The sequence below is a fragment of the Marinobacter sp. MIT932201 genome (assembly GCF_047123295.1).
GTDB lineage: Bacteria > Pseudomonadota > Gammaproteobacteria > Pseudomonadales > Oleiphilaceae > Marinobacter > Marinobacter salsuginis.
On sequence record NZ_CP138917.1, the window covers coordinates 3220984 to 3246306 of the forward strand.

Below are 25323 nucleotides of genomic sequence, written 5' to 3' on the forward strand. Positions count from 1 at the left end.
CCATGACACAAGCAGAAGCATTACAGGAATACCTGCTGCGCCTGGCAGATTCCGACATGATCCTGGGCCAGCGACTTTGCGAACTGTGCGGCAAGGCCCCGGCACTTGAGGAAGAGATGGCATTGATGAACGTTGCCCTCGACCTCGTCGGCCAGGCCCGCAACTGGTACGAGTACGCAGCCGAGCTGATTGATGATGGTCGCGATGCCGACAAGCTGTGCTTCCGTCGCGATGCCCACGACTACCGTAACCTGCTGCTCACCGAGCAGCCCAACGAGGATTACGCGGTCACCATGGGCCGTCAGTTCTTCTTCGACGTGTACCACTACTTCACGCTCAAGAGCCTGACCGAGTCGAGTGATGAGCGCATTGCCGGCATCGCTGCCAAGTCGCTCAAAGAGGTGACCTATCACCTGCGTCGCTCCTCGGAGTGGGTGAAGCGTCTGGGCGATGGCACCGAAGAAAGCCACCGCCGCATGCAGGATGCCGTTGATATCCTCTGGCGTTTCACCGGTGAGCTGATCACTCCGGACGACACTGATCGTTTGATGGCCGAGGCGGGCATTGGCCCGGATCCTGACCAGCTGGCCAAAGACTGGCGCGGCATGGTCAATGAGGTGCTTACCCAGGCAACCCTGACACCGGGCGCAGAAGACGCCTGGATGTACATGGGCGGCAAGCACGGCGAGCACACCGAGCACCTTGGCTTCATCCTGGCAGAAATGCAGTTCCTGCAGAGGGCCTATCCCGATGCCACAACATGGTGATTCAGACAGCCGGTCAGCTGTCGACATTCTGATTGCCAGCGATCGGGTGCCGGCCAACGCCCGCCCCGATCTGCTGACAGAAGACGACATCTGGGCACTTCTTGAGGAGGTCAAAGACCCCGAAGTGCCGGCAGTCAGTGTCGTGGAGCTCGGCATTGTCCGGGCGGTTCACTGGGATGGCAAAGAGCTGTCCATCGACGTGACCCCGACCTACTCCGGGTGCCCGGCCACTGAACTGATTGAAGAACTGATCGCTGAGGCCCTGCGCGCTGCGGGCTTCCGGGATCCGAAAATCAATCAGGTGCTGACCCCTGCCTGGACCACCGACTGGATCACAGACGAAGGCAAAGAGAAGCTTCGGGCCTTTGGCATCGCGCCACCCGAGGGCAGCTCCAGCAAGATGAGCCTGCTCGGGGAACCGGAGGTGATTGCCTGCCCACACTGCGGCAGCAAGGACACCGAACGGGTCAGCGAGTTCGGATCCACCGCCTGTAAAGCCCTTTACCGTTGCAAGGAATGCCTCGAGCCCTTCGACTATTTCAAATGCATCTAGAGCCGATACGATCATGAACAAATTTTACTCACTGACCCTCAAAGAGGTCAGACCTGAAACAAGAAACGCCGTATCACTAGCTTTTGACGTGCCGGAAGATCTGGCAGACAAATTTCATTACCAGCAGGGCCAGCACCTGATTGTGCGCACCAAGCTGGATGGCGAGGAAGTGCGCCGCTCCTACTCGATCTGCCGCAGCGTCAACGACCAGGAACTGCGCATTGCCGTCAAACAGGTTCCCGGCGGTCGCTTCTCCACCTTCGCCAACGAGCAGCTCAAGCCCGGCCAGACTCTTGAAGTCATGCCTCCTCAGGGGCACTTCTCCATCGATCTGGACCCGGAACGCGAAGGCAATTACCTGGCCGTTGCTGCTGGAAGTGGCATTACCCCGATCCTGTCGATCGTGAAGACCACCCTGGAGACCGAGCCCAAGAGCGAGGTCACCCTGTTCTACGGCAACAAGGCTACCAGCAGCACCATGTTCCGTGACGAACTGCAGGACCTGAAGAACGAGTACATGTCCCGCCTGAACCTGGTGTACATCTTCACCCGTGAAGAGCAGGACATTGACCTCTACAACGGTCGCATTGACCACGAGAAATGCGACAAGCTGTTCGACCACTGGATTGACGCCAAGGAGCTGACCGCAGCGTTTATCTGTGGCCCGCAGATGATGACCGAAACCGTGCGTGACTCACTGCTCAAGCACGGCATGGAAAAGAGCAAGATCCACTTTGAACTGTTCACTCCGGCCGGCGGTGTACCACAGTCCCGGAAAGACCGGGATCCGGCCCACGTCGATCCCCAGTCAATCAGCGAAGTCACCGTGATTGCCGATGGCCGCTCACTGACATTCCCGCTGGTGCGCGATACCAAGAGTATTCTTGATGCCGGAAACGAAGAAGGCGCCGATCTGCCGTACTCGTGCAAGGCCGGCGTCTGCTCCACGTGCCGCGCCAAGGTCGTGGAAGGTGAAGTGGAGATGGACCAGAACTTTGCTCTGGAAGACTACGAGGTGGAAGCCGGTTACGTGCTTTCCTGCCAGTGCTACCCGATCAGTGACAAGGTGGTTCTGGACTACGACGAGATGTAGTTTCCGCCCTCAAAACAAGATACGAGCAAGGCAAGTTCCGCAACAGCGGAGCTTGCCTTCGCGTTTCAGAAACGAATGGAGTTTCCCATGTCAGTCCTGAAAAGTTTCATTGCCGGCCAGTGGGTCGGAGAAAAGCCTGCCAAGGCTTTGCCCAGCGCCGTGAATGGCGAGATCGTCGCCCACACTCACGACGACACCCTCGATTTCAAAAACGCCGTTGAGTATGGCCGCAAGGTTGGCGGTAAAAACCTGATGGCGATGGATTTCCAGGAGCGCGCCCTGGCCCTGAAGGCCATGGCCCTGTACCTCCAGGAGCACAAGAAAGAACTCTACGCCCTGTCGATGCATACCGGTTCCACCAAGGGCGATAACGGTATCGATATTGATGGCGGTTTCGGCACCCTGTTCTCCTACGCCAGTATGGGACGGCGCGAGCTGCCGTCAGGCAACGTAGTTCACGAGGGGCCAGTAACTCCGCTGGGCAAAAACAACCACTTTGCCGGTACCCACATTCTGGTTCCCCGTGGTGGCGTGGCGGTTCACATTGACGCCTACAACTTTCCGGTGTGGGGCATGCTGGAGAAGTTCGCGCCCACCTTCCTGGCGGGCATGCCATCCATCGTGAAGCCGGCTACCTCTACCTCCTACGTGACCGAGCTTGCCGTGCGCCTGATGCACGAATCCGGCGCGCTTCCGGAAGGAAGCCTGCAGTTGATCATCGGCAGCACCGGCGACCTGTTTGACCACCTGGAAGAGCAGGACGTGGTGACCTTCACCGGCTCCGCCGCCACCGCGCGCAAGCTTCGTAACCACCCGAACATCATCAACCGTTCGATTCCGTTCAACGCCGAGGCTGATTCCCTGAACAGTGCAATCCTCGCCCCGGACGTTACCCCCGAGCACGAAGAGTTCGATGTCTTCGTAAAGGAAATCCGCCGCGAGATGACTGCCAAGGCCGGTCAGAAATGTACCGCCATTCGTCGTATCTTCGTACCAAAAGACCAGGTAAACGCGGTCTGCGACAAGCTGAAAGAGCAACTCTCCAAGATCACCGTGGGTGATCCCTCTGTCGAAGGCGTCCGCATGGGCGCACTGGCCTCCATCGACCAGCTGGAAGATGTCAAAGCCAATATCCAGGAACTGCTCAAGACCAGCGAACTGGTTATCGGTGGTGACGGAAACTTCAAGGCCACCGGCGAGGGCACCGAGAAAGGCGCCTTCATCGAGCCGCACCTGCTGCTGTGCCGTAACCCGGAAAACGGCTGTGGTGCTCACGACATTGAGGCGTTCGGCCCCGTGGCCACGGTGATTCCCTACGACACCATCGAGGATGCCGTTGAGCTGTGCTCCAAGGGTCGCGGCTCACTGGTTACCACGCTCACCACCCGCGATCCCGCCATTGCCGGCAAGGTTGCGCCTCTACTGGCTGCGTTCCACGGCCGTCTGCACCTGCTGGATGCCGAAGCGGCGAAAGAGTCCACCGGCCACGGCTCTCCCCTGCCGATGCTCAAGCACGGTGGCCCCGGTCGTGCCGGCGGCGGTGAGGAACTGGGCGGTATCCGTGCGGTACACCATTACCTGCAGCGCACCGCGATCCAGGGCTCCCCGACCATGCTCGCAGCGGTTACCCGTGAGTATGTGCGTGGCGCAGACGTTATCGAAACCGAAGTACACCCGTTCCGTCGCCATTTCGAGGACCTGCAGATCAACGAGTCTCTGCTGACCCATCGTCGTACGGTGACCGAAGCAGACATCGTGAACTTCGGCTGCCTCTCCGGTGACCATTTCTACATGCATTTCGACGAACTTGCCGCCCGGGAATCCCAGTTCGGCAAACGCATCGCCCACGGTTACTTCGTACTGTCGGCCGCGGCCGGCCTGTTCGTTTCCCCGGGCGAAGGTCCGGTACTGGCGAACTATGGCCTGGATACACTGCGGTTCATTGAGCCGGTTGCGCCGGGAGATACCATCCGGGCGAGGCTGACCTGCAAGCGCAAGATCGATCAGGGTCGGACATCCCCCGACGGCCACCCCCAGGGTGTGGTGGTATGGGACGTCCAGGTGACCAACCAGAACGACGAGCTGGTTGCGAGCTACGACATCCTGACACTGGTTGCCAAGAAGCCCGAGTAACACCGGGCTTCCCAGCTTTCTCCCTGTCCTGGACCCCAGGGGGAAAGCCTCAGGCAAATAAAAGGGGGACAGGTCGCAAGACCTGTCCCCCTTTTATTGGTGCTAGGAAAATCCCAGGCGATTACATGCCCAGGTAAGCCTCCCGCACTTTCTCATTGCTGAGCAGCTCACGGCCGGTGCCTTCAATCACCACCTTACCGGTCTCAAGCACATAGCCGCGATCCGCCAGCGCCAGGGCCTGGGAGGCATTCTGCTCCACCAGGAAGATCGTAATGCCCTCTTCCTTGAGCTCCTTGACGATGTTGAAGATTTCTTCAACGATCAGCGGCGCCAGGCCCATGCTCGGTTCATCCAGTAGCAGGAGTCTTGGCTTGGCCATCAGGGCCCGTCCCATCGCCAGCATCTGCTGTTGACCACCGGACAGCTCACCCGCCAGGTTATGACGCTTCTGACGCAGAATAGGGAACTTGGTATACATCCGCTCCAGATCGTCCATCACCTCGGGCGTTTTGCCTCGAGTGTAGGCCCCCAACAGCAGGTTGTCGTGGACGCTCAGGTCCTTGAACACCTGCCGCCCTTCCGGCACCTGTACGATACCGTTAGCCACCCGCTGATCGGCACTGATCTTCGCCAGATCCTTGCCTTCAAAGGTAATGGCACCGCGATCCGTAGGCTGCAGGCCGGAGATGGTCATCAGGAGCGTGGATTTACCCGCGCCGTTGGCACCCACCAGTGACACGATCTCGCCGCTGTTGATGTGGATGTCCACATCGTGCAGAACTTCAATCTGGCCGTAGGAAGTAACCAGTCCCTTGATGGACAGCATTTCCTGTTTGGCATGGGGCGCGGTAACCCGATCCGCGTGTTTCAGCCCCAGCCCACCGAATTTCTCCGGGGTATAGCTGACAATCTGGTGCCGCAACTCCCGGAACTCTTCCCGGACGCGCTCACCGAAAAGGGGATCATTTTCCACGTCCCGGGCTTCGATGATCTGCTGCCAGTCTTCCTCGGTCAGCAGTTTACGGGCCCGCGGGATAACCACGCCCTCTTCCTTGCGGATGTGCTTGCGCAGGGCTTCCGTGAAACGGGCCAGGGCATGACTGAATTCTTCGCGACCTTCCGGCCAGCCTTCTTCGCACTCGGCCAGCAACCGGCGCAGCTCCAAAAGCTTCTCATGGCCGATGACATAGCCCTTGGCCAGCTTTTCCAGAAGGGGCGCCGTCTCCGGAGACTTCTCGCTGAGCCGCTTGTAGAGCTCGATATCAGTCGGCGTACTATGGACACGCTGGGAGAAGTGCTGGATGTAATCGAAAATGGTCGTCAGCAGCCGCTCATCGGGCCGCTGATCGTTGACGTTCATGTCACTCAGCAGCTGATCCAGCAGATCCAGAATCCGCCACAGCGCCTGGTGCTCGTGAACAATAATCCGTACGGCCTGCTCACTGCGTGACTGGGCAGGCGCCATTTCAGTAGTTTGCTCGCTCATGTGAAATGTCTCCTTGCTCAGCCACCCAGATAGGCGGCAATAACATCCGGGTTCTGTCGGATTTCCTCGGGGGTTCCTTCAGCCAGAACACGGCCATAGTTAAGCACCAGCAACCGGTCCGAAATACCCATCACCAGCTTCATATCGTGCTCAACCAGCATTACCGTGGTGCCCTGATCCGCAATCTTCCGGATCAGCTCCTCCAGGGCAGCGGTTTCAACCGCGTTCAAACCGGCCGCCGGCTCGTCCAGGAGTATCACCTTCGGTTCAGCCGCCAGTGCCCGGGCGATTTCAAGGCGCTTGAGGGCGCCATAGGACATGGCGGAGGCTTCCGTATCAAGGTATTCACCGCAGCCGACATATTCCATCAGCTCAGCGGCACGCTTACGGGCTGCAGCTTCATCACGGCGCAGGGACGGCAACCGGAACAGAGTCGTCAGCAGCGTGCTTTTCAGCTTGAGATGACGCCCCAGCATAACGTTCTCTATGGCCGTCATGTTCATACAGATCTGCATCTGCTGGAAGGTACGGCACATGCCCCGTTCAGCGAGGTCATTCGGCTCCAGCTTGGCGGTACTCTCGCCGTTCAGCAGGATCTCGCCCTTGGTTGGTGTGTAAAGCCCCGTGATCAGGTTGAACAGCGTGGTCTTGCCGGCACCATTGGGACCGATAACCGAATAGACCTGCCCTGCCTCTACGGCGAAGCTCACACCTTCCACCGCATGGACGCCACCGAAGGCTTTATCCAGCCCTTTGACTTCTACCAGCGCTGTCATGCCTCACCTCCCGCTTTTTTGCGCATTCTTTTGGAAACAAACGCGGAGAGAGTGGGCAACAGCCCCTTGGGCATAAAGATCATGGTAAGCATCAGTATCAGGCCGAACATGACGTGCTCCAGCTCCTGGAAATCCGCCAGGACCTGGGGCAACAGTTTCAACACCACGGCACCAAGGATCACACCGAAAGTGGACCCCATGCCACCAAGCACGACCATGGTGATGAACAGGATGGAAAATTCGAAACTTGCCACTGCGGGCGTAATAAAGCCCTGGAAATGGGCATAAAGACTGCCCATGAGGCTGGCGTAGATGGCAGAAATCACGAACACCAGGCTTTTGTATTTCGCGGTATTTACACCAACAACACTGGCAGCCACTTCCGAGCCGTGAACCGAACGCAGTGCCCGGCCAATAGGCGATTCAATAAGGTTCAGGGCAAACCAGACCGCCACCAGAAGCACGACACTGGCAAAGATATACCAGGCCTGGAAGCCTTCAATCTCGATGCCAAAGAGTGAATAACTGCCAAACGCACTCAGTTCCCAGCCAAACACCTCGAACGCCGGCACCGGCATGCCATCTGGCCCGCCCGTAAGCGCCCGCTCGTTGTTCAGGATGATGGCGATAATGAAGCCCACGGCAAGGGTTGCCATGGAAAGATAGTGGCCTTTCAGGCGCAAGATCGGACGACCAACAATCCAGGCAATGAAGCCGACAACGATTGCGCCCACCACCAGAGCTGGCACAGAAGACCAGCCATAGGTGCCGGTTGCGATACCGGTGAAATAGGCACCGAGACCAAAGAATCCGGCGTGCCCCAGGCTGATCTGCCCGGCGTAACCAACCAGAAGATTCAGGCCAACGACCGTTGCGGCAATGATCGCTATCTGGGTGACCAGCTCATAATGGAACGGGTTGCCCAGAAAAGCAGGGAGAATGATAAGAATCAGGGCGAGAATAATCAGCCCTCGGAGACGCGACTGCATAAAGGTATTCAACATCAGACGCGCTCCACTACCTTGGCACCAAACAAGCCGCGGGGCAGGAAGAAAAGCACCAGCAGAATCATGGAGAAGGCCACGGCGTCTTTGTAGTCAGACGAGATATAGCCCGCCGCCATGGCTTCAACGATGCCCAGCGACAGACCGCCGACAACCGCGCCCACACCGCTACCGAGGCCGCCAATGGCAGCTGCCACGAACCCTTTCAGCCCGAGAATGATACCGATGTCGTAGGAGGTGAAGGTAATCGGAGCAACGACAATACCCGCCACCGAACCAAGCAGAGCAGACACCATAAAGGCCAGCATCAGAACCATCTGGGTCCGGATACCGACAAGGCGCGCGGCCTCCTTGTTCATTGAAGTCGCCAGAATCGCTTTACCAATCAGAGTCTTGGTGAAGAACAGCACCAGACCGACAACCAGGATCGCACCGATGCCCAGAACCCAGAGGCTCTGGCTGTTCAGCACCGCACCGAACACCTCGATGGGCTGGTCCGTGCTGAAATTCTGCATCACGTGGTATTCCTTTCCCCAGACAATCTGGGCAATACCGCGAATAAAGATCGACGCACCGATGGTGATGATAATAAGAGTCACGACATCCGCCTGCTTGGCCGGCGCAATGGCAAACCGCTGCAGGGCGATACCGAGGATACCGGCCAGGATAACGGCTAGAACGACCGCCAGGATCATGGGCACACCCATGGCCGTGAGGGAAACCGTCGCCATACCTCCAATCATCAGGAATTCGCCCTGGGCAAAGTTGATGACGTGACTGGCGTTATAGATCAGGGTGAAGCCGAGAGCGATCAGCGCGTAGGTTGCGCCAATAGTGACCCCGGTAAACAGGTACTGTAAGAATTCTGCGAACATAGCGGTATTTCCGGTCGAACATCGGCTGGCAGACGCCCAGGGGAGGAGGGACGTCGCCAGCCGCGAGACAGGTTAAAGGAGGATCAGTTAATCAGCTTCCATTCGCCATTCTGGACTTCCAGAATGCGGAAGGACTCCGGATCAAGGCCGTTGTGGTCTTCCGGTGACATATTGAACACACCGGTCACGCCGACATAGCCATTGATGCTTTCCAGCGCGTTACGAACGGCTTCCGGATCGGTAGAACCGGCTTCTTCCATCGCGCGAACTGCCAGCATCAGGCCGTCGTAGGCATAGGCACCGAAAGTGGACACTTTGGAATCCCAACGGGCTTCGTATTCAGCCTTGTAGTTCTGAACCACTTCTTTCTGGGGGTCGCTGTCCGGCAGGGAGTCCGGCACCAGCAGCGGAGAGGCAGGCAGACGCAGGCCTTCTGCAGAAGAGCCAGCCAGTTCCAGGAAGCTGTCAGACGCCACACCGTGGGACTGATAGAACGGAAGCTCCATGCCCAGCTGGGCATAGTTACGGGTCACGATGGCCGGGCCCTGGCCAAAACCGAAGTTAAGAACCGCTTGCACACCACTTGTGTTACGGATATTGGTCAGCTGGGCGGTCATGTCTGTATCAGATCCGCTGTAGGTCTCATCGGCAACAACTTCCATGCCCATCTGCTCGGCCACTTCCAGGGTCTGCGTGCGACCGGAGCTGCCGAATCCACCAGTGCCGGAGATGAGGCCAAACTTGGTGATACCGCGGTCTTTCATGTCTGCAAGGATACGCTCAGCGGCCATGCGATCGGTCTGAGGCGTCTTGAAGACCCACTTCTTGACAGGATTGGTAATAACAACAGCACCGGCCAGGGAGATAAACGGTACGCCCGCCTGCTCTACCAGCGGAACGGCCGCCATGGTTGCGCCTGTGGTACTGCCGCCAACGATGATGTCCACCCGGTCTGAACGGATGAGACGGCTGGCGAAATTACGGGCCGAAGAGGCGTTACCAACGTCGTCATAGTGGATCAGCTCGAGCTGACGACCCAGGACACCACCTTCTTCATTGATTTTTTCAACGTACATTTCGAGCGTTTTCAGCTCGGGATCACCAAGGAAGGACGCCGGGCCTGTCACTGACAGGAACGAACCGATCTTGATGGGTTCAGCCGCCTGAGCGCTCATCATCATGAGACCGGCGGCTGCAACGGCTGCGCATTTTCCTGCGCGACGAATCACTGTTTTAAACATTGTTTTTGTTCTCCCGAATTGTGCAGGGGCTTGAGTTTTTGTGTCTTCGCTCCCGGTATAATTCGATACCATTGACGAATATCAAACGAAGTTATTGTATCATAACTCTCGTGTCAACAGATTTAGGGAGAGCATCGACACAGCTCTTTCAGTAAAGCCGACACTGGCGCAACACGCCAGCACGGCGAATACAAAGACAAACCTTTACCTGACACGTAAGAACCGCATAATACGTGCAACGTGTTTCATTGATTCTTATTTGCGAACTCAGGCCATGACTGCAAAAAGCCAGCTAGAATTGCTCGTCAAGAACTTCCAGAAGAAGCGGCCTCTACGTGCAGGCTCCCTCATCATTACCATCTACGGCGATGCCATCGTTCCCCGCGGCGGCAATGTCTGGCTGGGAAGCCTGATGAAACTGGTTGAGCCCATGGGCATCAGTCAGCGGCTGGTTCGCACCTCCGTGTATCGCCTGGTTCAGGAATCCTGGCTGCAAACTGAGAAAGTCGGTCGTTGCAGTTACTACAGCCTCACCGGCCCTGGACTGCGCCGGTTCGAGCAGGCGTTCCAGCACGTTTACAACCTGGATACCGAGGAATGGAGCGGGAGCTGGTGTCTGGTGTACCTGAACCAGCTGTCCCCGGAGCTGAGACAGAAAGTCCGGGAAGAACTTAAGTGGTTGAGTTTCGGCAGCATGGCGCCGGGTTTGATGGAGCACCCCCGATTCACACGTAGTGAGCTGATCCCGATGCTCCAGGAATGGGGCGCCCTGGAAGACACCATCGTCATGCAGACCATGCCCATGGAGCAGAAGAGCCCAAAGGCGCTGAGACTGCAGGTTCGGGAGAGCTGGAACCTTGAAGAGCTGGGCGGTCGGTACCGTCGATTCCTGAGCCAATTCCGTCCGCTGTGGCGGGAGCTTCAGTCTGAGGACACACTGAGCCCCGAGGAATGCCTTATTCTCCGGGTACTCCTAATCCACGAATACCGCAAGATCCTGCTGCGTGATCCGCTGTTGCCGGATGAACTGCTGCCCGGCGACTGGGAAGGACGCAGTGCCAAACAGCTGTGTCGCAACCTGTACCGGCAGATCTACGCACGCGCCGAGCAGTGGCTCGACGAAAACCTCGAAAACGCCTCTGGCCCCCTTCCCGGTCCTGGCGAAAAGTTCTACAAGCGTTTCGGCGGATTGAGAGACACCGCGCCCACTACAGAAACCAGAACAGAACCGGAAGTGCTATAAACCAGGGCTAATCAGAGGATTGCCCGTCAGCGGACGAGAGCTGTTCTCTGGTTGCCAAACGCCCCTCGCGACGGATTTCCGCATTCTTGAAGCGGCGTTTCTGTTCGGCCGTCTCGGGAATCACTTCTGGCACGTCTACCGGCCTGTCGTTGTCGTCCAGGGCAACAAAGGTGAAAAAGGCCGAAAGAATATGCCGGGTGTCGCCGGTGTAGCTGTTTTCGGCCTCCACCCTCGCACCGATTTCCATGGAAGAGCCCCAGCTCCGGTTCAGCGAAAGACTGAATAACAGCGTATCGTTTCCCTTTGCCGGCGCCCTGAAATGGATTGAATCCACGGCAGCCGTCACACAAACATGTGCGGAATGGCGCTCCGCAACCACCAGAGCCAGCCGGTCGCACTTCGCCATGATCATGCCGCCGAACACCGTGTTGTGGGAATTCATGTCGTTCGGAAACACCTTGTAAACGTGCTTCTCAACAGCGGATGCTGATACGGGCTTTGAAGGCTTGTCAGCCATGAACGATCCTCTTTCCGGTTCTGTTAATCATAATTTGAACATCAGCAAGAAAGTCAGCGTCTACCCGACATCCCCGATACCTCTAAGTGAAACTTCCACATACGGCATTCTCACTCTGTGTCACTGCGCAAAGATAGAACCTGAAATACTGGTTTAGCCCAAATGATGTATTACTATGGCCCCACATTTGTTGACTCAGGGATGATCAAAGCATGGTGAAGCAACATTTCCGTTATTCCGCCAGTATTTTAAAAACCGGCCAGCTACTGGGCGCACTCATTGCGCTGTTCGCCTTCATGCTGGGAAGCCTCCTCCTGCTGGAACTGCCAAACCTCAGCGAAATGGACTTCGCCGAGATATTCAGAGACGACTATGGAAACATCCATCTCGAGTTACAGATTCTGGTTATCGTTTCGCTGATCGGCGCGCTGGTTGCAGCAGCCAACCGAAAAGTGAAAGTGACCCTGGACAGTGAAACCGTCAGCATCAATATTCCCAAACTGACCGGGCTCGGGTTGATGGGACTGACTACTGGCGAGCATCGGATCCCGCTGCACACCATTCGGAAGATCGAGCTGACCCCGGTCACGGGTTTCCGGAATATGGCCCAGGCTATTCAGCAATCGCGGCTCCGCCTGATCACCGACAGTAAAACCTACCTGCTCCAACCCTACAACTTTTTGAAGGTTGGCGCTCCGGATCACCGACTGGGGCTTACCGGAGCCTTCGGAAAACCCAAGGCACGAGTGGAAGCCATAATCAACGAAGCGCCTCTCGTGAGGGCCCTGTCTGAAGCAGCCGGTGAAGCAAGTGTTGCCTCGACACCTGTTGATCGTTCCGGACCGCTGGCCAAACACTTCAACCTCCTCAAGCACCGGGGCATGGTGATCGAACTTGTACTGCTGACCGGCCTGGGCGCCTACGCGCTGATCGATTACCTATTGCTCACCAACTATCTGATTCTTGGAGACCTCCCCCTGTGGCCATTTGTCTCTGCAGGCCTACTCGCGGGCGCACTGGGAATACGACTCGGCAGAGGTGCACCTGGTGCTGAGCGGGTGGGGGTTGCAGCCATGCTCTGTATGGTGGCGATCGCTGCAACGTATCCGGGCATACAACGTTACACCCTGATCGCTTCGCCTGAGCCAATGTCCGTTGCCTATGAAATGACCGGGGCGGCCCACTTTGAGCATTCAGACTATCCTGCGATTGACCAACGGAGCAGTAATATTACGGAATACTGGGAAAGCCTCGAGACAGGCGCGAACGTCGATTTCCGGGTTCACAAACCGGTATTGGGCTTCGCTCTGGTTGATATGTCCCCTGTTTACGAAAAGAGCCGAGCTTTTTACCGGGCCAGGGAGTAACGGGATCCCCGCAGGCACTGCCGCGAAACTCAAGGGGAAAGAGCAGGTTCGGCCTCTCTTTCCTTAGCCCGCCTTGCCAAGTGAAGCATCAAAACGCCTAACGCCATCACCACCAGGGTCAGCCAGAGGCCGTTGGTGTAATTGCCCTCCACGTCGGCGAGATAGCCAACCACCGCCGGCGCCACCATCTGTGCAATGCCATAGCTGAACGTGAGCCGGCTCATGGGGCGTGATGGATTTTCCGGGAACACCCGCCCCACCATTGCCAGCATCATGCTGACAATACCGATAAAGCTCGCGCCGTAAATAACCGAACTGAGCATCACACTGGCGAGGCTGGTGTTCACGATCAGCATCAGGATGCTGACGGAGTTCAGGATGTAAGCGAGATACAAGGCCAGCCACTGCCCCCAGCGGCGGGAGAACACATCCCACAACCAGCAGGCAGGGGTGGCCGCAAGACCGGCGATCAGCCAGACCAGCCAACCCTGCCCCTGAAGCTCGGGCATGGATTCTGCAATTGCTACCAGGAAGGTGGCCGTGACCACATAGCCCACGCCGGCACAGAAATACGCCAGCTGGAGGATCCGTATGAAACGGCTGCGTTCATCACCTGTTTTGGCCGCACCTGTTTTCGGCAAGGCACAGGCCCGATAATCCGGCATCCAGCGCCATGCGGGGACCAGCAGAGCCAGAGCCACCAGGCCGTATATTACCCACTGTTGATCCCAGGTAAACGGATCCTTGATCAGCTCCGCGGTAACGGCGGTCAGGACAATCCCGAGGCCGATACCGGAAAAGAACACCCCAAGCTCGGACTTCTGGTTGTTCTTGATCAGCCAGCTCATCAACAGCCCGGCGCCCAGTAACATTCCCGCTGAGGTGCTCAGACCGGAAATAAAGCGCAGCAGGTACCAGAGCCACACATTGGTGGTGTAGCCCATCAGCACAGTGGAGACCACGGCAACCACCAGGCCAAGCTGGTAAAGCCTGAACTTGAGATCAAGATCGCTGATCCGGGTAATCAGCACTGCCCCGGTCAGGTAGCCCGCGTAATTCACAGTGGCCAGCAGGCCCACCACGGACTTGCTCAGCCCGAGCGCAGCCACCATTTCCGGGATCATCGGCGTGTAGGAGAATCGGGCAATGCCCACCATCACCACCACCGAAATCACGCTGGCGACCAGCACCTTGATTGTTTCTATCGGCTTCACGGAGATTCCTTACTGCGAAACAACTTTAGATCAAGCGCGGCCCAGGAACTTGCGCTCCTCCACGTTAATGCGAATGCGATCTCCTGTGGAAATGTGCTCGGGAACCTGAACAACCAGGCCCGTGGCAAAACGGGCGGGCTTGGTTCTGGCTGTCGCCGAGCCGCCTTTGACAGACGGATCTGTTTCGTCAATCACCAGCTCAACCGTCGGCGGCAGTGCCAGTGCAACCGGAGCATCCTTCAACAGGATGACCATCACGCCCTGAGTGTCCTCGGAGATGAACAACAACTCGTCGGCGATGGCTTCACGATTCAGGCTGTACTGTGTGAAGTCTTCGGTATCCATGAACACATACTCATCGCCATCAGCGTAGGAGAAGGTGACTTCCCGACGGGTGAGATCGGCCAGGTTGAGCATGTCGGAATCCTTGAAGGTCTCGTCAAGCTTCTGGCCGGTGACCACATCATACATGCGCATGCGGTAGAGACTGCCGCCAGCACGGCCCTGAGGCACTGAACGCTCGATATCCTTCACAAAATACACCCGACCATCGTATTCAACGGCGGAATTCTTTTTGATTTCACTGGCTCTGGGCATGTCTTCTGGTTCCGTAAAAATTGGGGTTTCGGGGCTGCTGATATACCACGACTTCGCCCCGGAATCGATAGCTCTTAGCTCACGAAGGCTCGTACATCCGACAGGAAACGGTCGACCTGTTCAGTGCTCGTAGCCCAGGAACACATCAGGCGGGCACTGCCGCCTATAAAGTTATAAAACCGCCAGCCTTTGGCCCGCAGTGCCGCCTGCAAGGGGTCCGGCATTTCCACAAAAACACCGTTCACCTGCCTCGGATAGCGTAACCGGATACCGGGAAGCCCTTCCAAACCCTCGGCAAGACGCTGTGCACAGGCATTGGCATGGCGGGCATTCTCCAACCAAACATCGCCTTCCAGAAGCCCGCACCAGGGTGCCGAGATATAGCGCATCTTCGAGGCCAGCTGGCCGGCCTGCTTGCAGCGCCATTCGAAGTCCTCCGCCAGAGAACGGTTGAAAAACACCACTGCCTCGCCAAGCGCCAGACCATTCTTGGTGCCCGAAAAACAAAGAACGTCGACACCGGCCTTCCAGGTAATCTCGGACGGGTGCACATCCAGCGCTGCCACCGCATTGGCGAAGCGGGCACCGTCCATATGGATATTAAGCCTGTGGCGATCAGCAACCTCTCGAATAACCCTGAGTTCCTCGGGCGTATACACCGTGCCCACTTCCGTGGCTTGAGTGAGACTGAGCGCCTTGGGCTTGGGGTAGTGAATGTCAGTCCGTTTGGTGACCAGGTGTTCGATACTCTCCGGCGTAAGCTTGCCGTTTTCACCCTGCCCCAGAAGCAGCTTGGCACCGTTGGACGCATACTCCGGGCCGCCGCATTCATCGGTCTCGATGTGCGCAAGCTCATGGCAGATCACGCTGTGGAATGACTGGCCAATCGACGCCAGGGCCAGAGAGTTGGCGGCGGTGCCGTTGAACACAAAGTAAACGTCACAGTCGGTATCGAACAGCTTTCTCAGACCATCCGCCGCTTTTTGCGTCCAGCTGTCCTCGCCGTATGCGGGTTCATCCATGCGGTTGGCCGCTTCCATGGCCTTCCAGGCCTGTGGGCAAACACCGCTGTAGTTGTCGCTGGCAAACTGCTCGGACTGGGACACAACCGCTCCTGAAATCTGAAAGGAAAGCCTTTTACGTTATAGCAACCGCCAGCAGTTGCCAACTTGCCGATACCCAGTTGCCACTGGATTGGCAGTATGACGAAGCCGGATACTTTATACTCTTGCCCCTTAAAGCCAGTAGCACAGGGGCACTCCCGCCATGAGGCGCTTCAACATCGCCAGTATTCCCGGCCGGATCATTACCGCCATCATTGCAGTCGTCTGCCTGGCCGGCAGCTACTACGCGATGACGACAGGCCTTAGCCAGCTCACCGAGGCGCGGCAACTGGAACGGCTACCTGAGACACCCATCGGCGGTTTGACCACGGGCCCATACGTGGTCGCAGGCGATGTCACGGACCAGCTGGGAACGCTCAATACGCCCTATTCCAAAACCAAGGCGGTCTACTATCGCTACAAACTGGAGGAAGAATATCGCGATTCCGACGGTGATTTGCGCATCCGCACCCTGGATTCGGGCGCTCGTGGCGGCAATTTCCTGCTCAGGGACCAGACCGGATCGGTCACTGTGGCAGCGGGCGGCAATCTTGGGGCCGCGGAGTGGGTCCTGGAGCGGACCTATCGCCAGCAATCCGGTCGGCGAATCTATTCGGAGTGGGCCCTCGTTCCGGGCCACACAGCGAGAGTAATAGGCCAATACGATAGCAATACTTCGTCCATCAGCTTTGCAGGCCTGGATGATTTCAGTCTGCCCGCTATGGTCTCCAGGAATACCCTGGCCGCAGACAGTGGCGACAGGTTCTTCGAAGCTGCCATCCGCATTTCCATCGCAACCGGCCTGCTGGCGCTGGGCGTTGCGCTACTGCTGCCCCTCGTAAAGATTCACCGATTCTGGGTCTACGTCCTGGTGATGACGTTTGCGGTGTCAGGAACTCTATCAGTGCTTGGCATCAACAAGCTCCGGCAGGAATGGTCGGCCATCGCCGATTTGTATGAAACCCGCTATCAACAGCTGGATGCAGCCAGCTCCGAGCCACTGGTGCTTGCCGACGTGGCCGCACTGCAGCAACTGATCCGCCAGAGCACCAGTGGCTGGCTGGATCGCTGGATGTTCCGGAGCGTGGTCCAGAATCGCCTGCCCGTTCCCGAGCTGGATGAAAGGACATCCAGCATGGCCCAATCCATCGTGGCCAGCCAGCCCGAAGGCCGATATCAGCACGCCTGGACCAGCCGGGGACTGGCAGCAGCCAGCATTATTGCTGCCCTGTTGCTCTTGTGGTTGTCGATCCGGACCGTCAAATTCAAGCGCCTGATTGAGGCGGTTCCCACCAGCAGTACGCGAGGCCTCAGTTTTGGTCTCTCTGAGCTCAAGGCCATGGTGGATGTTGATGATGACCACCCGCCTCTTCGTGACCCACTGAAAAACGAAAAATGCGTGGCCTTCGATTACAAGGTGGAAGAGAAGCGTGGCTCCGGAAAAAACGCCAAGTGGCGTGTGATAGAGCATCGGCAGGAAAGCGTGCCTTTCTGGCTTGAGGACAGCGAGGGGAAAGTTCTCGTACAGCCGAACGGAGCAAAGATCGAATACCCCCAATACCATTCAGAACGCGAGGGCGACAGGCGTTACACCGTGCGCTTCCTCGACACCTTCGTGAATGTCTACTGCTTGGGCTTCGCCGGACTGGACCGCGACAGGCCGGACCGACTCACAATTCAGAAGGATGAAGCGTCACCCTTCCTGATCAGTGGCAACGAAGAAGAGGACATTGTGCTGGACCGCGGCGCACGGGGGTTTGCGGGCATTGCCCTGACCCTCGGCCTGTTCCTGTTCGCCACCACTGCCCTGTTTGCGGCAGACGGCGGTTTCAGCCCGGACAACCTGATTCTGTCAGCGCTGACGGTACCGTTTGTACTGCTAATTTACACCGGCATCCTGCACTACAACGACATTGTTTTTCTGAAAAACCGCGTTGATCGAGCAGCCGCCAATATCGATACCATTCTCCAGCAACGCCATGACCTGTGGCCCAACCTGGAGAAAGTCGTAAAGGCGTCTCTGGCCCATGAAAAACAACTGCTGAAAGCCATTGCCCAGCTGCGTAATGCCGACCCCGCCGAGATGAATTCGAGCGGGCAGGCAGACAAGCTGATCCAGTTCGAGAGGAAGGTAACCAACGCACTTCAGGCCCGGATCGAAGGCTATCCGGACCTGAAGAACAATGAGGTGATTCAGAAATTCATGTCGATCATGGCAGAGACGGAAAACTATCTTTCGCTACTGCGAAACAGCTACACCGAGAGTGCCATGATCTACAACACGCGGATTCAGTCCTTCCCCGACGTAATCCTTACCAAGCTGTTCCGTTTTCGCGAAGCAGCCCAGTTTGGTTCCGAAGCCTGAACTAGCCGTTCAGGCCGAGGTGCTCGGCGTCCTGCTCGATGCAACGATCCAGCAGCGCCAGATAGTCCGCCTTGGCCTTTACCTTGGTTTCACGGTGAGCGCGCATGTTCAGGGTCTTGAAGTGGAGCGCCAGCTCGGTGGCCCGCTCAACCAGCTTGTCCTGGGCAACCACCTCATCCAGGAAGCCCGCCTCTACAGCCCCTTGCGGGTTGTAGATTTCCGCGTTCACGACCGAGCGATAGAAGTGCGCAGGCGCCAGTCGATGGCGGGCAATTTCGATCCCGGCGTGGTGCATGGTCATGCCGATTGCAACCTCGTTCAAGCCGAGTTTGAAGGGCCCCTTAATACCAATGCGGTGATCCACTGACAGCAGAATGAAGGCCCCTTTGGCAATGGCATGGCCACTACAGGCACCAATAATCGGCAAGGGGAACGCCGCCAGTCGACGGGTAAAGGCGGAGCCAGTCTTGACCAGCGTGGCGGCCTCTTTGGGGCCTTTCTGCATTTCTTTCAGATCATAGCCGGCAGAGAAAACGCCTGGCTGGCCAGTCAGGATCACAACGGCCTTGTCCTGCTCTGCCCGATCCAGCGCGGCATTGAGCCCCTCGAACACTTCATGGCTCAGGGCGTTGGCCTTGCCATTGCTGATGGCAATCGTAGCGACTCCGTCTTTCAAGTCATAACTTACCAGCTCAGTCACCTGTACTACCTCTCTACCGGAATTAAAGTGAGTGTTTGTTTACTTCACTGAACCTGATTGTGTGGCACACGAGCCCAAGATTCAACATCAATTAGTCTTCTTAGTTGCAACTGTCAGATCTATTCTCAGGGTTCAATGATAGGAGGCAAGGTAGGTAAGCAGCGGGCCGATCCAAATCGTAAGAGATACGCCGAGTCCGAATTTACCGGGTTTCAACAGCGTGCTTTTCTTGGGATTGTTCGGGTTATAGAAAATCTTAACCAAGTCCCCCTGCCGATCCACGCTTTTAAACTGGTGCTCGAGAATACCCCTGGCGTTTCGATTGGTGACGAAGATCCAAGGTGAAACACGTTTGCCTTGATACCTTTTGCCGTGAACCTCATATTCATAGAGGGCGCTGACAACATAACGCGTATCAGCATCATATCGATCACTTCCACCAAAGGTGCGGGTGCCTCCGTCCAGTAATTTGCCTGTGACTGAAGGCCACTGCCTCATACGCAACTGGCCGAAGAGCGAAATGCTCATGATCAAAAAGCAGTAGAGCGCAATGAAAAACATGACACCCTGCTTTTCACCTGCTCTAGCCAGCTCCCACATCGTAATCAGGTATTCCACGCGGTTTGCTCTTTTGGTTGAGGATGGCCTGCCTATTCTCTTTATCTTTTTGAGGGGGAAGAATAGATTTTTTGATGCTGAGCGTGATTATTTCGCCATGACTAAACTCACGCAACGGTCGCAAAGCGAACGTTCAAATTTTGGACAGTGCTCGCGTTGACCAGAGCCGGAGCGATTAACCGGCACAGCAGGACAACTGCTTTACATCCTTGGTGAACGTTTGCGCACAGAGTTTGAGTCCTTCAACCATGGTCAGATAAGGGAACAAGTCATCGCCGATTTCCTGAACGGTCAAACCTGCTCGTAACGCCATCACTGCCGTTTGGATAATTTCACCGCCTTCCGCTGCGACAACCTGCACCCCGAGCAAACGGCCTGTGCTGCGCTCTGCTACCATTTTAATAAATCCATGGGTGTCAAAGTTTACTAGCGCACGCGGCACGTTTTCCAAGTCGAGCAGCCTGGTGTCCACGCTATAACCCCGAGCAACTGCTTCGGCTTCAGTGAGGCCAACGGTGGCGACTTGAGGATCGGTGAACATGACCCCGGGCATGGCACTGAGGTCGAGTTTGGCCTCGCCTCCCGTCATGTTGACGGCGGCTCGGCTGCCTGCGGCAGCTGCGACATAGACAAACTGCGGTTGATTGGTGCAGTCACCAGCAGCGTATATTCCGGTGACCGTGGTTTGCAGATGCTCATCCACCTGAATTGCGCCGCGTGAAGTTTCCACGCCAATGCTCGCCAGGTTCAGGGCCTCGGTATTGGGCGTTCGACCGGTCGCCACCAGTAGTTGGTCGGCTCGCAAGGTGCCGGCAGGCGTCTCGACGATAAACTCGTTGTCGCTATAGTCCACGTTGCTGGGCGTGGTCTGGCGAAGCACCTCAATCCCTTCCCGTTTAAAAGCCGCCTCTATGGCCTCTCCGATCGTAGGATCTTCGCTGGACAACACACGGCTCCGGGCTAAAACGGTAACCTTGCTGCCGAGTCTGTCGAATGCCTGAGCCAATTCCAAGGAAACGAAACCGGCACCAATCACGATCAGCCGTTTGGGAACGGTATCCAGCGCCAAGGCACTGGTTGATGTCAGGTAAGGAGTGTCTGCCAGCCCCGTTATTGGCGGCTCTGCCGGTCTGGCTCCGGTTCCAATAAAGGCGCGATCAAAATGAACCGGTTTTTCACCACCCTCAGCCAGCGTGACTACCAGGCTATTGGTATCGACAAACCGGGCCTCACCGTTCAGGACTGTGATGTCCTTGTGTTCTCGAAGTATCTTTTCGTACTTGGTGTCACGCAGCTCCTCCACTCGTGCCTGCTGTTGCTGAAGCAGTTTCGCTCGGTCTACCTCAGGAGCCGCAGCACTGATGCCCGCGTCAAAAGGGCTTTCTTTTCGAAGATGCGCGATATGTGCTGCACGAATCATAATCTTCGAGGGCACGCAGCCAACATTTACGCAGGTGCCGCCGACGGTCCCACGTTCAATCAGGGTGACGCGGGCACCGCGCTCTGTTGCCTTCAAGGCAGCCGCCATGGCGGCTCCGCCACTGCCGATTACAGCAATATGCAGTTTTTGGTCATTTTTCACTCGGGAAACTCCTTGGAGCTTTGGAATTGCTCTCGTAGCTGGCGTCATAGTGTTTTTTCCGCCAGAACGCATAGACCGTAAGGCCGATGAATACCGCCAGTGCCGGAAGAAGCACATAGTCGAGATAGCCCGTCAGGGCGGCCAGTCCCACGGTGGACATAAGAATGACCAGAATCGGTGTGAAGCAGCATAGTGCAACCAGAATAGTGCCTACTATGCCAACTCTGAGCAGGTTCTTCGGATTCTTCATTGCCCCTCCGGGGTCGCCTCTGAGGCCGTGGGAGTGGAGGGGTAACCAGCGTCGCTCGTGGCCTCGGTGAGCGCCTCTATGGAAGTGAGCGCATCGTCAAAGGTGACGACGGCTTCTCGATCAGGGTAGCTCACGGAAACTTGCGACACCCCTTCCACCTTACTTAAGGCCAGCTTGACGGTGATCGGACACGCAGAACAGGTCATGTCAGGCACCGAGAGAGTCACTTTTTGAGACGCAGCCCAGGTGGACATGCTGAGCAAAGTGAGGAACATGGCAAGTACAAGCTGTTTACGCATGAGGAAAATCTCCGTTTAGTAGAATAGGGGCAAAATGTAAGGGAACACTAAAGCGACCAGTACCAGAGCCGTAACTACCCAAAAGATCATCTTATAGGTCTTTCGGACTTGAGGGATCGCACACGTTTCACCGGGTGAGCATTGCTCTACAGGGCGATAGATTCGTCGCCAGGCGAGGTACATGGCGACGATGGCCGCGCCAATGAACAGCGGTCGATAGGGCTCCAAAGCTGTCAGATTGCCGATCCAGGCACCGGAAACGCCCAGAGTGATAAGTACCAATGGCCCGAGACAGCAAGCCGAGGCGAGAATTCCAGCAACCCCCCCGACAGCGAGAGAAGCACCTCCGGATTTAGATTTGAATTTCGACATGACGTTTACACCTGTTGCCCATGGACTTGATGAGATAAGGTTACTTCCGTAGTCAAGTACGGAGTCAAGCATCATGTTGGATAAAGCTAATTCACTGACTATTGGCGGCTTGGCCAGGGCGGCCAACGTAAATGTAGAGACGATCCGCTATTACCAGCGGCGTGGTCTGTTATCGGAACCCAAGCGGCCTCCGGGTGGCATTCGACGCTACGGTTTCGCCGATATTGATCGGTTGACCTTTGTGAAAACGGCGCAGCACCTGGGTTTCAGTCTCGATGAGATAAGCGACCTCCTACGGCTGGAAGATGGCACCCACTGTGAGGAAGCCAGTGCGCTCGCCGAGCACAAGCTGAAGGATGTGCGTGAAAAGATCGAAAGGCTGGTCAAAATTGAGAAGGCTCTGAGCGACATGGTCAGTCAATGCCACGCACGGCCGGACAGCATCGCGTGCCCGCTCATTGCATCTCTACATGAGGGAGACATTGGAACAAAAAGCCAAAGGGATTAGCTTCTGAACCAATCGACCTCTTGAGGCTCTACCCCGTCACTGCGGACACTACGAAAAGATAGGCAGATTTATCGAACCGAGGTGCGCGAACGTTCGCTTTTGTTTAGAAGCTGAGGCTCTCGACCGGTCACAGAATGACCGTTCATTGTTGGAATAATGCTATGCGGCTGATTTGTGCCATATGGGGGAGGGACTCATTAGAGCCAGTCTGAGTATGAAAGATAAAAACACCACTCTCTTCACCTCTGTGCTGGACCCACAGCGGCCAGATCTTGCACCATTAAAGGCCTGGCCGTGGCAGTCCGGGTAGCATGGCCTCCACGTCAATCTTGTAGGTAGTAAAAAAAGCTTCCGCCGCTTCAATCAGTGCCGTCTCGGTTTTGAGTATTCCGAGATAGACCGGCCATTCGGCGTCTATCAGTTCGGTTCTGTAACGGTCCGGGTCGATGGACCCCAGCTGCGCCAGGAACCGGAACTCCATTTCGTTCATGACGATGTAATCGCAGCGGTTGCGCAGAAACATTTGCAGCATTTGCTGGGTGTTGTATGTGTCATGGCGCACCAGCTGGCTCCCGATCCGCTCCTCGAGTCGATCACTGTAGACAAACCATCTGCGAAGGCAGATGCCTCCCTCAAGGTCATCGAAGGAGTCCGTTTTAAGGCCTGGTTGCGCGAACACACGATCGCGCCAGGTCAACAGCGGCCCAACGGCGTGCATTCTGTCCGGCAGAGGCATCCATAGCGGGTTAGCAAAAACCGCGTTGGCCAGTCCTCTTTCCAACGCCCAAGCCTGGCGTTTACGAGCCATCGGGAGGAAATCGGCCGAGATACCAGTCTCCATCGTGAAGTCATTGATCACCTCGACCAGAATGCCCTCTTTGAGGTCGCTGCCGTAATAAAACGGCATAAAGCCCTCGTCCGATCCCATAATCTGAAGCGTTTGGGAAGAAACTGGAAGGAGCCAGACTGCCATTACAAAAAACAGAACTACTCTCATTCGGTCCCCGTCGAAGTGATCAATCGGGTAAGGTCGTCGTTTGCCCAACGCTGCCTTACTGGTTAAAGACAGTTTGGCTCGAATTCCGGCCAGATGCCATGACAGAGTCGATATCGCTGCGAAGTCAGCTTTACCCACAAAAACTGTGGATAACTTTGTGGGAAGCGTTCGGATAGGTGCCTTCAGCCCTGCAATGGCAGGGCCTCAGCAATTGTGGCGTTTTAATGACCGGCCAAAGAACAAACAGTCTCGCCAGGGCTATCGAATACCCTTGGACTGCAGCCACTGACTGATTTGCGCCTGATTCATAGCGCCACTCTGGCGGGCCACTTCCCTGCCATTCTGGAACAGGATCATGGTGGGGATGCTACGAATGCCAAACTGGCTGGCGGGGCCCTGGGCCTGTTCGGTATTGAGCTTGGCAAACCGTACCTTGCCCCGCCAGTCCTTCGCGGCCTGTTCAAACTGCGGTGCCATCATTTTGCAGGGGCCACACCAGCTCGCCCAGAAGTCCACCAGCACCGGCAAATCACTGCGCCCGGTATGGGCTGCGAAGCTCTGGTCTGTGAGTTCCAGAACCTGATCCGGCCACAACGGCTGTTTGCAGGCGCCACAATTTCCGCCGGCTGACAATTTCTCCGCCGGTACTCGATTGACCTTATGGCAGTGGGGACAAACCAGGTGTCGGATGTCGGTCATGATTCATTACCCTCAGAGTTTTTACTGGTAAAGATGATCAGGGCAGACGGCAGGAAATCAAGCTGCAGCACTCACCTCGCATCGCCAGACCGGCCGTTTGCGGCCATAATGACCAGCCAGAGTGGGAAAGCACCAGGCAGACAGGGGTTCAGCATGAGAAGACTCGATGGCAAAACGGCTCTGGTTACCGGAGCGGCCAGAGGCATTGGTGAGGCGATCGCCGTTCAATTCGCCAAGCATGGAGCGAAGGTCATCGTGTCAGATATTGACGATCAGCAGGGTCAGGCACTCGTTGATAGCTCAGAATTCGACATGCACTATCTCCATCTGGACGTGAGCGATGAAGCCCAGTGGATCGATTGCGCCAGCTTGATCGAAGAGCAGTTCGGGGGCCTGGACATCCTGGTGAATAACGCCGGCATTACCGGATTTCTGGAGAGTAGCGGGCCTCACGATCCGGAAAACCTCGATCTTGATTCCTGGCAGACCGTTCATGCAACGAACCTTAACGGTGTTGCCTTAGGCTGCAAGTATGGGATCAGGCTGATGAAGACCTCCCGGGCCGCCAGCATCGTCAACATTTCCTCAAGATCGGGGATTGTTGGTATTCCCGGGGCGGCTGCTTACGCGTCCAGCAAGGCCGGCGTCCGGAATCACACCAAGACCGTGGCGCTGTACTGTGCCGAAAAAGGCTACGCGATCCGGTGCAACTCCATTCATCCCGGCGCCATTATGAGTCCGATGTGGGAAGCGATGCTTGGGGAGGGGGAAGCCCGGGACGCTGCAATCGCAGAGGTAGAAGCCGGCGTTCCGATTGGCAGGATGGGAAAGCCCGAGGATGTCGCCTATGCGGCTCTCTATCTTGCCTCAGACGAATCAAACTATGTGACAGGCATCGAGCTGAACATCGACGGCGGCATACTGGCCGGAAGCGCCTCAGCTCCGGCCAGACGCTAAGGCCCGA

Annotated in this window: 26 protein-coding genes and 1 pseudogene; 9 read left to right on the plus strand and 18 right to left on the minus strand. The window is 56.7% G+C overall.

Going from position 1 to position 25323, the window contains the following annotated elements:
* Positions 1 to 2: 2 nt before the first annotated feature.
* The 4 genes from paaC to paaZ all read left to right on the plus strand — a co-directional run bounded on the left by paaC (position 3) and on the right by paaZ (position 4546).
* Positions 3 to 767 carry a 1,2-phenylacetyl-CoA epoxidase subunit PaaC gene (paaC, locus tag SIC15_RS14745; RefSeq protein ID WP_069182871.1) on the plus strand — a complete coding sequence of 255 codons (765 nt, stop codon included), beginning with the start codon at positions 3 to 5 and terminating at the stop codon, positions 765 to 767.
* Positions 751 to 1320 carry a 1,2-phenylacetyl-CoA epoxidase subunit PaaD gene (gene paaD, locus SIC15_RS14750; protein WP_069182870.1) on the plus strand — a complete coding sequence of 190 codons (570 nt, stop codon included), beginning with the start codon at positions 751 to 753 and terminating at the stop codon, positions 1318 to 1320. The genes paaC and paaD overlap by 17 nt, the downstream gene beginning before the upstream one ends.
* A 13-nt stretch (positions 1321 to 1333) precedes the next feature.
* Positions 1334 to 2413, plus strand: a complete 1080-nt coding sequence (paaE, locus tag SIC15_RS14755) for a 1,2-phenylacetyl-CoA epoxidase subunit PaaE (protein ID WP_153633831.1) — start codon at positions 1334 to 1336, stop codon at positions 2411 to 2413.
* A gap of 87 nt (positions 2414 to 2500) precedes the next feature.
* On the plus strand, positions 2501 to 4546 hold the full coding sequence (gene paaZ, locus SIC15_RS14760; protein WP_153633832.1) for a phenylacetic acid degradation bifunctional protein PaaZ: 2046 nt from the start codon (positions 2501 to 2503) through the stop codon (positions 4544 to 4546).
* Between the two features lie 121 nt (positions 4547 to 4667).
* Here the strand turns inward: paaZ and SIC15_RS14765 are convergent, their stop codons facing one another.
* From SIC15_RS14765 to SIC15_RS14790, 6 genes and pseudogenes are all read right to left on the minus strand, one after another.
* Positions 4668 to 5372, minus strand: coding sequence for an ABC transporter ATP-binding protein (locus SIC15_RS14765; protein ID WP_069183653.1), 705 nt, complete (start codon positions 5370 to 5372; stop codon positions 4668 to 4670).
* Between the two features lie 258 nt (positions 5373 to 5630).
* Positions 5631 to 6032, minus strand: a pseudogene (locus tag SIC15_RS14770) (ABC transporter); the annotation flags it as partial.
* A 17-nt stretch (positions 6033 to 6049) separates the two neighbouring features.
* Positions 6050 to 6808: an ABC transporter ATP-binding protein gene (locus SIC15_RS14775; protein WP_069182867.1), complete on the minus strand. Its 759-nt coding sequence runs from the start codon at positions 6806 to 6808 to the stop codon at positions 6050 to 6052.
* A complete protein-coding gene (locus tag SIC15_RS14780) occupies positions 6805 to 7812 on the minus strand; it encodes a branched-chain amino acid ABC transporter permease (RefSeq protein ID WP_305965961.1) in 1008 nt (335 codons plus the stop codon). Before SIC15_RS14780 ends, SIC15_RS14775 begins: the two co-directional genes overlap by 4 nt.
* The gene (locus tag SIC15_RS14785) at positions 7812 to 8687 is read right to left on the minus strand and encodes a branched-chain amino acid ABC transporter permease (protein WP_136630472.1); all 876 of its coding nucleotides are present in this window, start codon (positions 8685 to 8687) and stop codon (positions 7812 to 7814) included. The genes SIC15_RS14780 and SIC15_RS14785 overlap by 1 nt, the downstream gene beginning before the upstream one ends.
* Positions 8688 to 8770: 83 nt before the next feature.
* Complete coding sequence (locus SIC15_RS14790) at positions 8771 to 9928, minus strand: ABC transporter substrate-binding protein (protein WP_412536293.1); 1158 nt, start codon at positions 9926 to 9928, stop codon at positions 8771 to 8773.
* Between the two features lie 274 nt (positions 9929 to 10202).
* On the opposite strand from SIC15_RS14790, the gene paaX reads away from it, so the two are divergent.
* Positions 10203 to 11171, plus strand: a complete 969-nt coding sequence (gene paaX / locus SIC15_RS14795) for a phenylacetic acid degradation operon negative regulatory protein PaaX (protein WP_412536294.1) — start codon at positions 10203 to 10205, stop codon at positions 11169 to 11171.
* Positions 11172 to 11178: 7 nt separating this feature from the next.
* Here the strand turns inward: paaX and SIC15_RS14800 are convergent, their stop codons facing one another.
* Positions 11179 to 11688, minus strand: a complete 510-nt coding sequence (locus SIC15_RS14800; RefSeq protein WP_153637229.1) for an acyl-CoA thioesterase — start codon at positions 11686 to 11688, stop codon at positions 11179 to 11181.
* A gap of 212 nt (positions 11689 to 11900) precedes the next feature.
* Between SIC15_RS14800 and SIC15_RS14805 the strand changes: the two genes are divergently transcribed.
* Positions 11901 to 13055 (plus strand): hypothetical protein, encoded by a 1155-nt coding sequence (locus SIC15_RS14805; RefSeq protein ID WP_412536295.1) that lies wholly within the window; start codon positions 11901 to 11903, stop codon positions 13053 to 13055.
* Positions 13056 to 13084: 29 nt separating this feature from the next.
* Here the strand turns inward: SIC15_RS14805 and SIC15_RS14810 are convergent, their stop codons facing one another.
* From SIC15_RS14810 to SIC15_RS14820, 3 genes are all read right to left on the minus strand, one after another.
* The gene (locus tag SIC15_RS14810; RefSeq protein ID WP_412536296.1) at positions 13085 to 14269 is read right to left on the minus strand and encodes a YbfB/YjiJ family MFS transporter; all 1185 of its coding nucleotides are present in this window, start codon (positions 14267 to 14269) and stop codon (positions 13085 to 13087) included.
* Between the two features lie 30 nt (positions 14270 to 14299).
* Complete coding sequence (gene yeiP / locus SIC15_RS14815) at positions 14300 to 14866, minus strand: elongation factor P-like protein YeiP (protein WP_069182860.1); 567 nt, start codon at positions 14864 to 14866, stop codon at positions 14300 to 14302.
* Positions 14867 to 14940: 74 nt separating this feature from the next.
* Positions 14941 to 15972 (minus strand): threonine aldolase family protein, encoded by a 1032-nt coding sequence (locus SIC15_RS14820; RefSeq protein ID WP_291906238.1) that lies wholly within the window; start codon positions 15970 to 15972, stop codon positions 14941 to 14943.
* Positions 15973 to 16132: 160 nt separating this feature from the next.
* Here SIC15_RS14820 and SIC15_RS14825 point away from each other — a divergent pair, with 160 nt between their 5' ends.
* Positions 16133 to 18334: a LemA family protein gene (locus SIC15_RS14825; RefSeq protein ID WP_136630482.1), complete on the plus strand. Its 2202-nt coding sequence runs from the start codon at positions 16133 to 16135 to the stop codon at positions 18332 to 18334.
* A 1-nt stretch (position 18335) separates the two neighbouring features.
* Here SIC15_RS14825 and SIC15_RS14830 read toward each other — a convergent pair whose 3' ends face one another.
* The 6 genes from SIC15_RS14830 to merT all read right to left on the minus strand — a co-directional run bounded on the left by SIC15_RS14830 (position 18336) and on the right by merT (position 22155).
* A complete protein-coding gene (locus SIC15_RS14830; protein ID WP_412536297.1) occupies positions 18336 to 19034 on the minus strand; it encodes a crotonase/enoyl-CoA hydratase family protein in 699 nt (232 codons plus the stop codon).
* A 132-nt stretch (positions 19035 to 19166) separates the two neighbouring features.
* Positions 19167 to 19652 carry a DUF3592 domain-containing protein gene (locus tag SIC15_RS14835; RefSeq protein WP_291906244.1) on the minus strand — a complete coding sequence of 162 codons (486 nt, stop codon included), beginning with the start codon at positions 19650 to 19652 and terminating at the stop codon, positions 19167 to 19169.
* A gap of 175 nt (positions 19653 to 19827) precedes the next feature.
* Entirely contained in the window at positions 19828 to 21234 is a 1407-nt protein-coding gene (gene merA / locus SIC15_RS14840) for a mercury(II) reductase (protein WP_412536298.1), read from the minus strand.
* Positions 21224 to 21484: a mercury resistance system transport protein MerF gene (gene merF / locus SIC15_RS14845; RefSeq protein WP_014575810.1), complete on the minus strand. Its 261-nt coding sequence runs from the start codon at positions 21482 to 21484 to the stop codon at positions 21224 to 21226. Before merF ends, merA begins: the two co-directional genes overlap by 11 nt.
* Positions 21481 to 21783: a mercury resistance system periplasmic binding protein MerP gene (gene merP, locus SIC15_RS14850; RefSeq protein ID WP_062785075.1), complete on the minus strand. Its 303-nt coding sequence runs from the start codon at positions 21781 to 21783 to the stop codon at positions 21481 to 21483. Before merP ends, merF begins: the two co-directional genes overlap by 4 nt.
* Positions 21784 to 21798: 15 nt before the next feature.
* Entirely contained in the window at positions 21799 to 22155 is a 357-nt protein-coding gene (gene merT, locus SIC15_RS14855) for a mercuric ion transporter MerT (protein ID WP_273167695.1), read from the minus strand.
* Between the two features lie 73 nt (positions 22156 to 22228).
* Here merT and merR point away from each other — a divergent pair, with 73 nt between their 5' ends.
* The gene (gene merR, locus SIC15_RS14860; RefSeq protein ID WP_412536299.1) at positions 22229 to 22663 is read left to right on the plus strand and encodes an Hg(II)-responsive transcriptional regulator; all 435 of its coding nucleotides are present in this window, start codon (positions 22229 to 22231) and stop codon (positions 22661 to 22663) included.
* Positions 22664 to 22943: 280 nt separating this feature from the next.
* On the opposite strand, the gene SIC15_RS14865 is transcribed toward merR, so the two are convergent.
* Positions 22944 to 23570, minus strand: a complete 627-nt coding sequence (locus SIC15_RS14865; protein ID WP_412536300.1) for a polar amino acid ABC transporter substrate-binding protein — start codon at positions 23568 to 23570, stop codon at positions 22944 to 22946.
* A 348-nt stretch (positions 23571 to 23918) separates the two neighbouring features.
* A complete protein-coding gene (gene trxC / locus SIC15_RS14870; protein ID WP_209400588.1) occupies positions 23919 to 24359 on the minus strand; it encodes a thioredoxin TrxC in 441 nt (146 codons plus the stop codon).
* Between the two features lie 153 nt (positions 24360 to 24512).
* Between trxC and SIC15_RS14875 the strand changes: the two genes are divergently transcribed.
* Positions 24513 to 25316: an SDR family oxidoreductase gene (locus SIC15_RS14875; protein ID WP_291906254.1), complete on the plus strand. Its 804-nt coding sequence runs from the start codon at positions 24513 to 24515 to the stop codon at positions 25314 to 25316.
* Positions 25317 to 25323: the final 7 nt, after the last annotated feature.

Bases quoted from the DNA above. Each gene is read 5' to 3' on its own strand.
- paaC (WP_069182871.1), top strand. From the start codon at position 3: ATGACACAAGCAGAAGCATTACAGGAATACCTGCTGCGCCTGGCAGAT.
- paaD (WP_069182870.1), top strand. From the start codon at position 751: ATGCCACAACATGGTGATTCAGACAGCCGGTCAGCTGTCGACATTCTG.
- paaE (WP_153633831.1), top strand. From the start codon at position 1,334: ATGAACAAATTTTACTCACTGACCCTCAAAGAGGTCAGACCTGAAACA.
- paaZ (WP_153633832.1), top strand. From the start codon at position 2,501: ATGTCAGTCCTGAAAAGTTTCATTGCCGGCCAGTGGGTCGGAGAAAAG.
- SIC15_RS14765 (WP_069183653.1), bottom strand. From the start codon at position 5,372: ATGCTGTCCATCAAGGGACTGGTTACTTCCTACGGCCAGATTGAAGTT.
- SIC15_RS14775 (WP_069182867.1), bottom strand. From the start codon at position 6,808: ATGACAGCGCTGGTAGAAGTCAAAGGGCTGGATAAAGCCTTCGGTGGC.
- SIC15_RS14780 (WP_305965961.1), bottom strand. From the start codon at position 7,812: ATGTTGAATACCTTTATGCAGTCGCGTCTCCGAGGGCTGATTATTCTC.
- SIC15_RS14785 (WP_136630472.1), bottom strand. From the start codon at position 8,687: ATGTTCGCAGAATTCTTACAGTACCTGTTTACCGGGGTCACTATTGGC.
- SIC15_RS14790 (WP_412536293.1), bottom strand. From the start codon at position 9,928: ATGTTTAAAACAGTGATTCGTCGCGCAGGAAAATGCGCAGCCGTTGCA.
- paaX (WP_412536294.1), top strand. From the start codon at position 10,203: ATGACTGCAAAAAGCCAGCTAGAATTGCTCGTCAAGAACTTCCAGAAG.
- SIC15_RS14800 (WP_153637229.1), bottom strand. From the start codon at position 11,688: ATGGCTGACAAGCCTTCAAAGCCCGTATCAGCATCCGCTGTTGAGAAG.
- SIC15_RS14805 (WP_412536295.1), top strand. From the start codon at position 11,901: ATGGTGAAGCAACATTTCCGTTATTCCGCCAGTATTTTAAAAACCGGC.
- yeiP (WP_069182860.1), bottom strand. From the start codon at position 14,866: ATGCCCAGAGCCAGTGAAATCAAAAAGAATTCCGCCGTTGAATACGAT.
- SIC15_RS14825 (WP_136630482.1), top strand. From the start codon at position 16,133: ATGAGGCGCTTCAACATCGCCAGTATTCCCGGCCGGATCATTACCGCC.
- merF (WP_014575810.1), bottom strand. From the start codon at position 21,484: ATGAAGAATCCGAAGAACCTGCTCAGAGTTGGCATAGTAGGCACTATT.
- merP (WP_062785075.1), bottom strand. From the start codon at position 21,783: ATGCGTAAACAGCTTGTACTTGCCATGTTCCTCACTTTGCTCAGCATG.
- merT (WP_273167695.1), bottom strand. From the start codon at position 22,155: ATGTCGAAATTCAAATCTAAATCCGGAGGTGCTTCTCTCGCTGTCGGG.
- merR (WP_412536299.1), top strand. From the start codon at position 22,229: ATGTTGGATAAAGCTAATTCACTGACTATTGGCGGCTTGGCCAGGGCG.
- SIC15_RS14865 (WP_412536300.1), bottom strand. From the start codon at position 23,570: ATGCCGTTTTATTACGGCAGCGACCTCAAAGAGGGCATTCTGGTCGAG.
- trxC (WP_209400588.1), bottom strand. From the start codon at position 24,359: ATGACCGACATCCGACACCTGGTTTGTCCCCACTGCCATAAGGTCAAT.
- SIC15_RS14875 (WP_291906254.1), top strand. From the start codon at position 24,513: ATGAGAAGACTCGATGGCAAAACGGCTCTGGTTACCGGAGCGGCCAGA.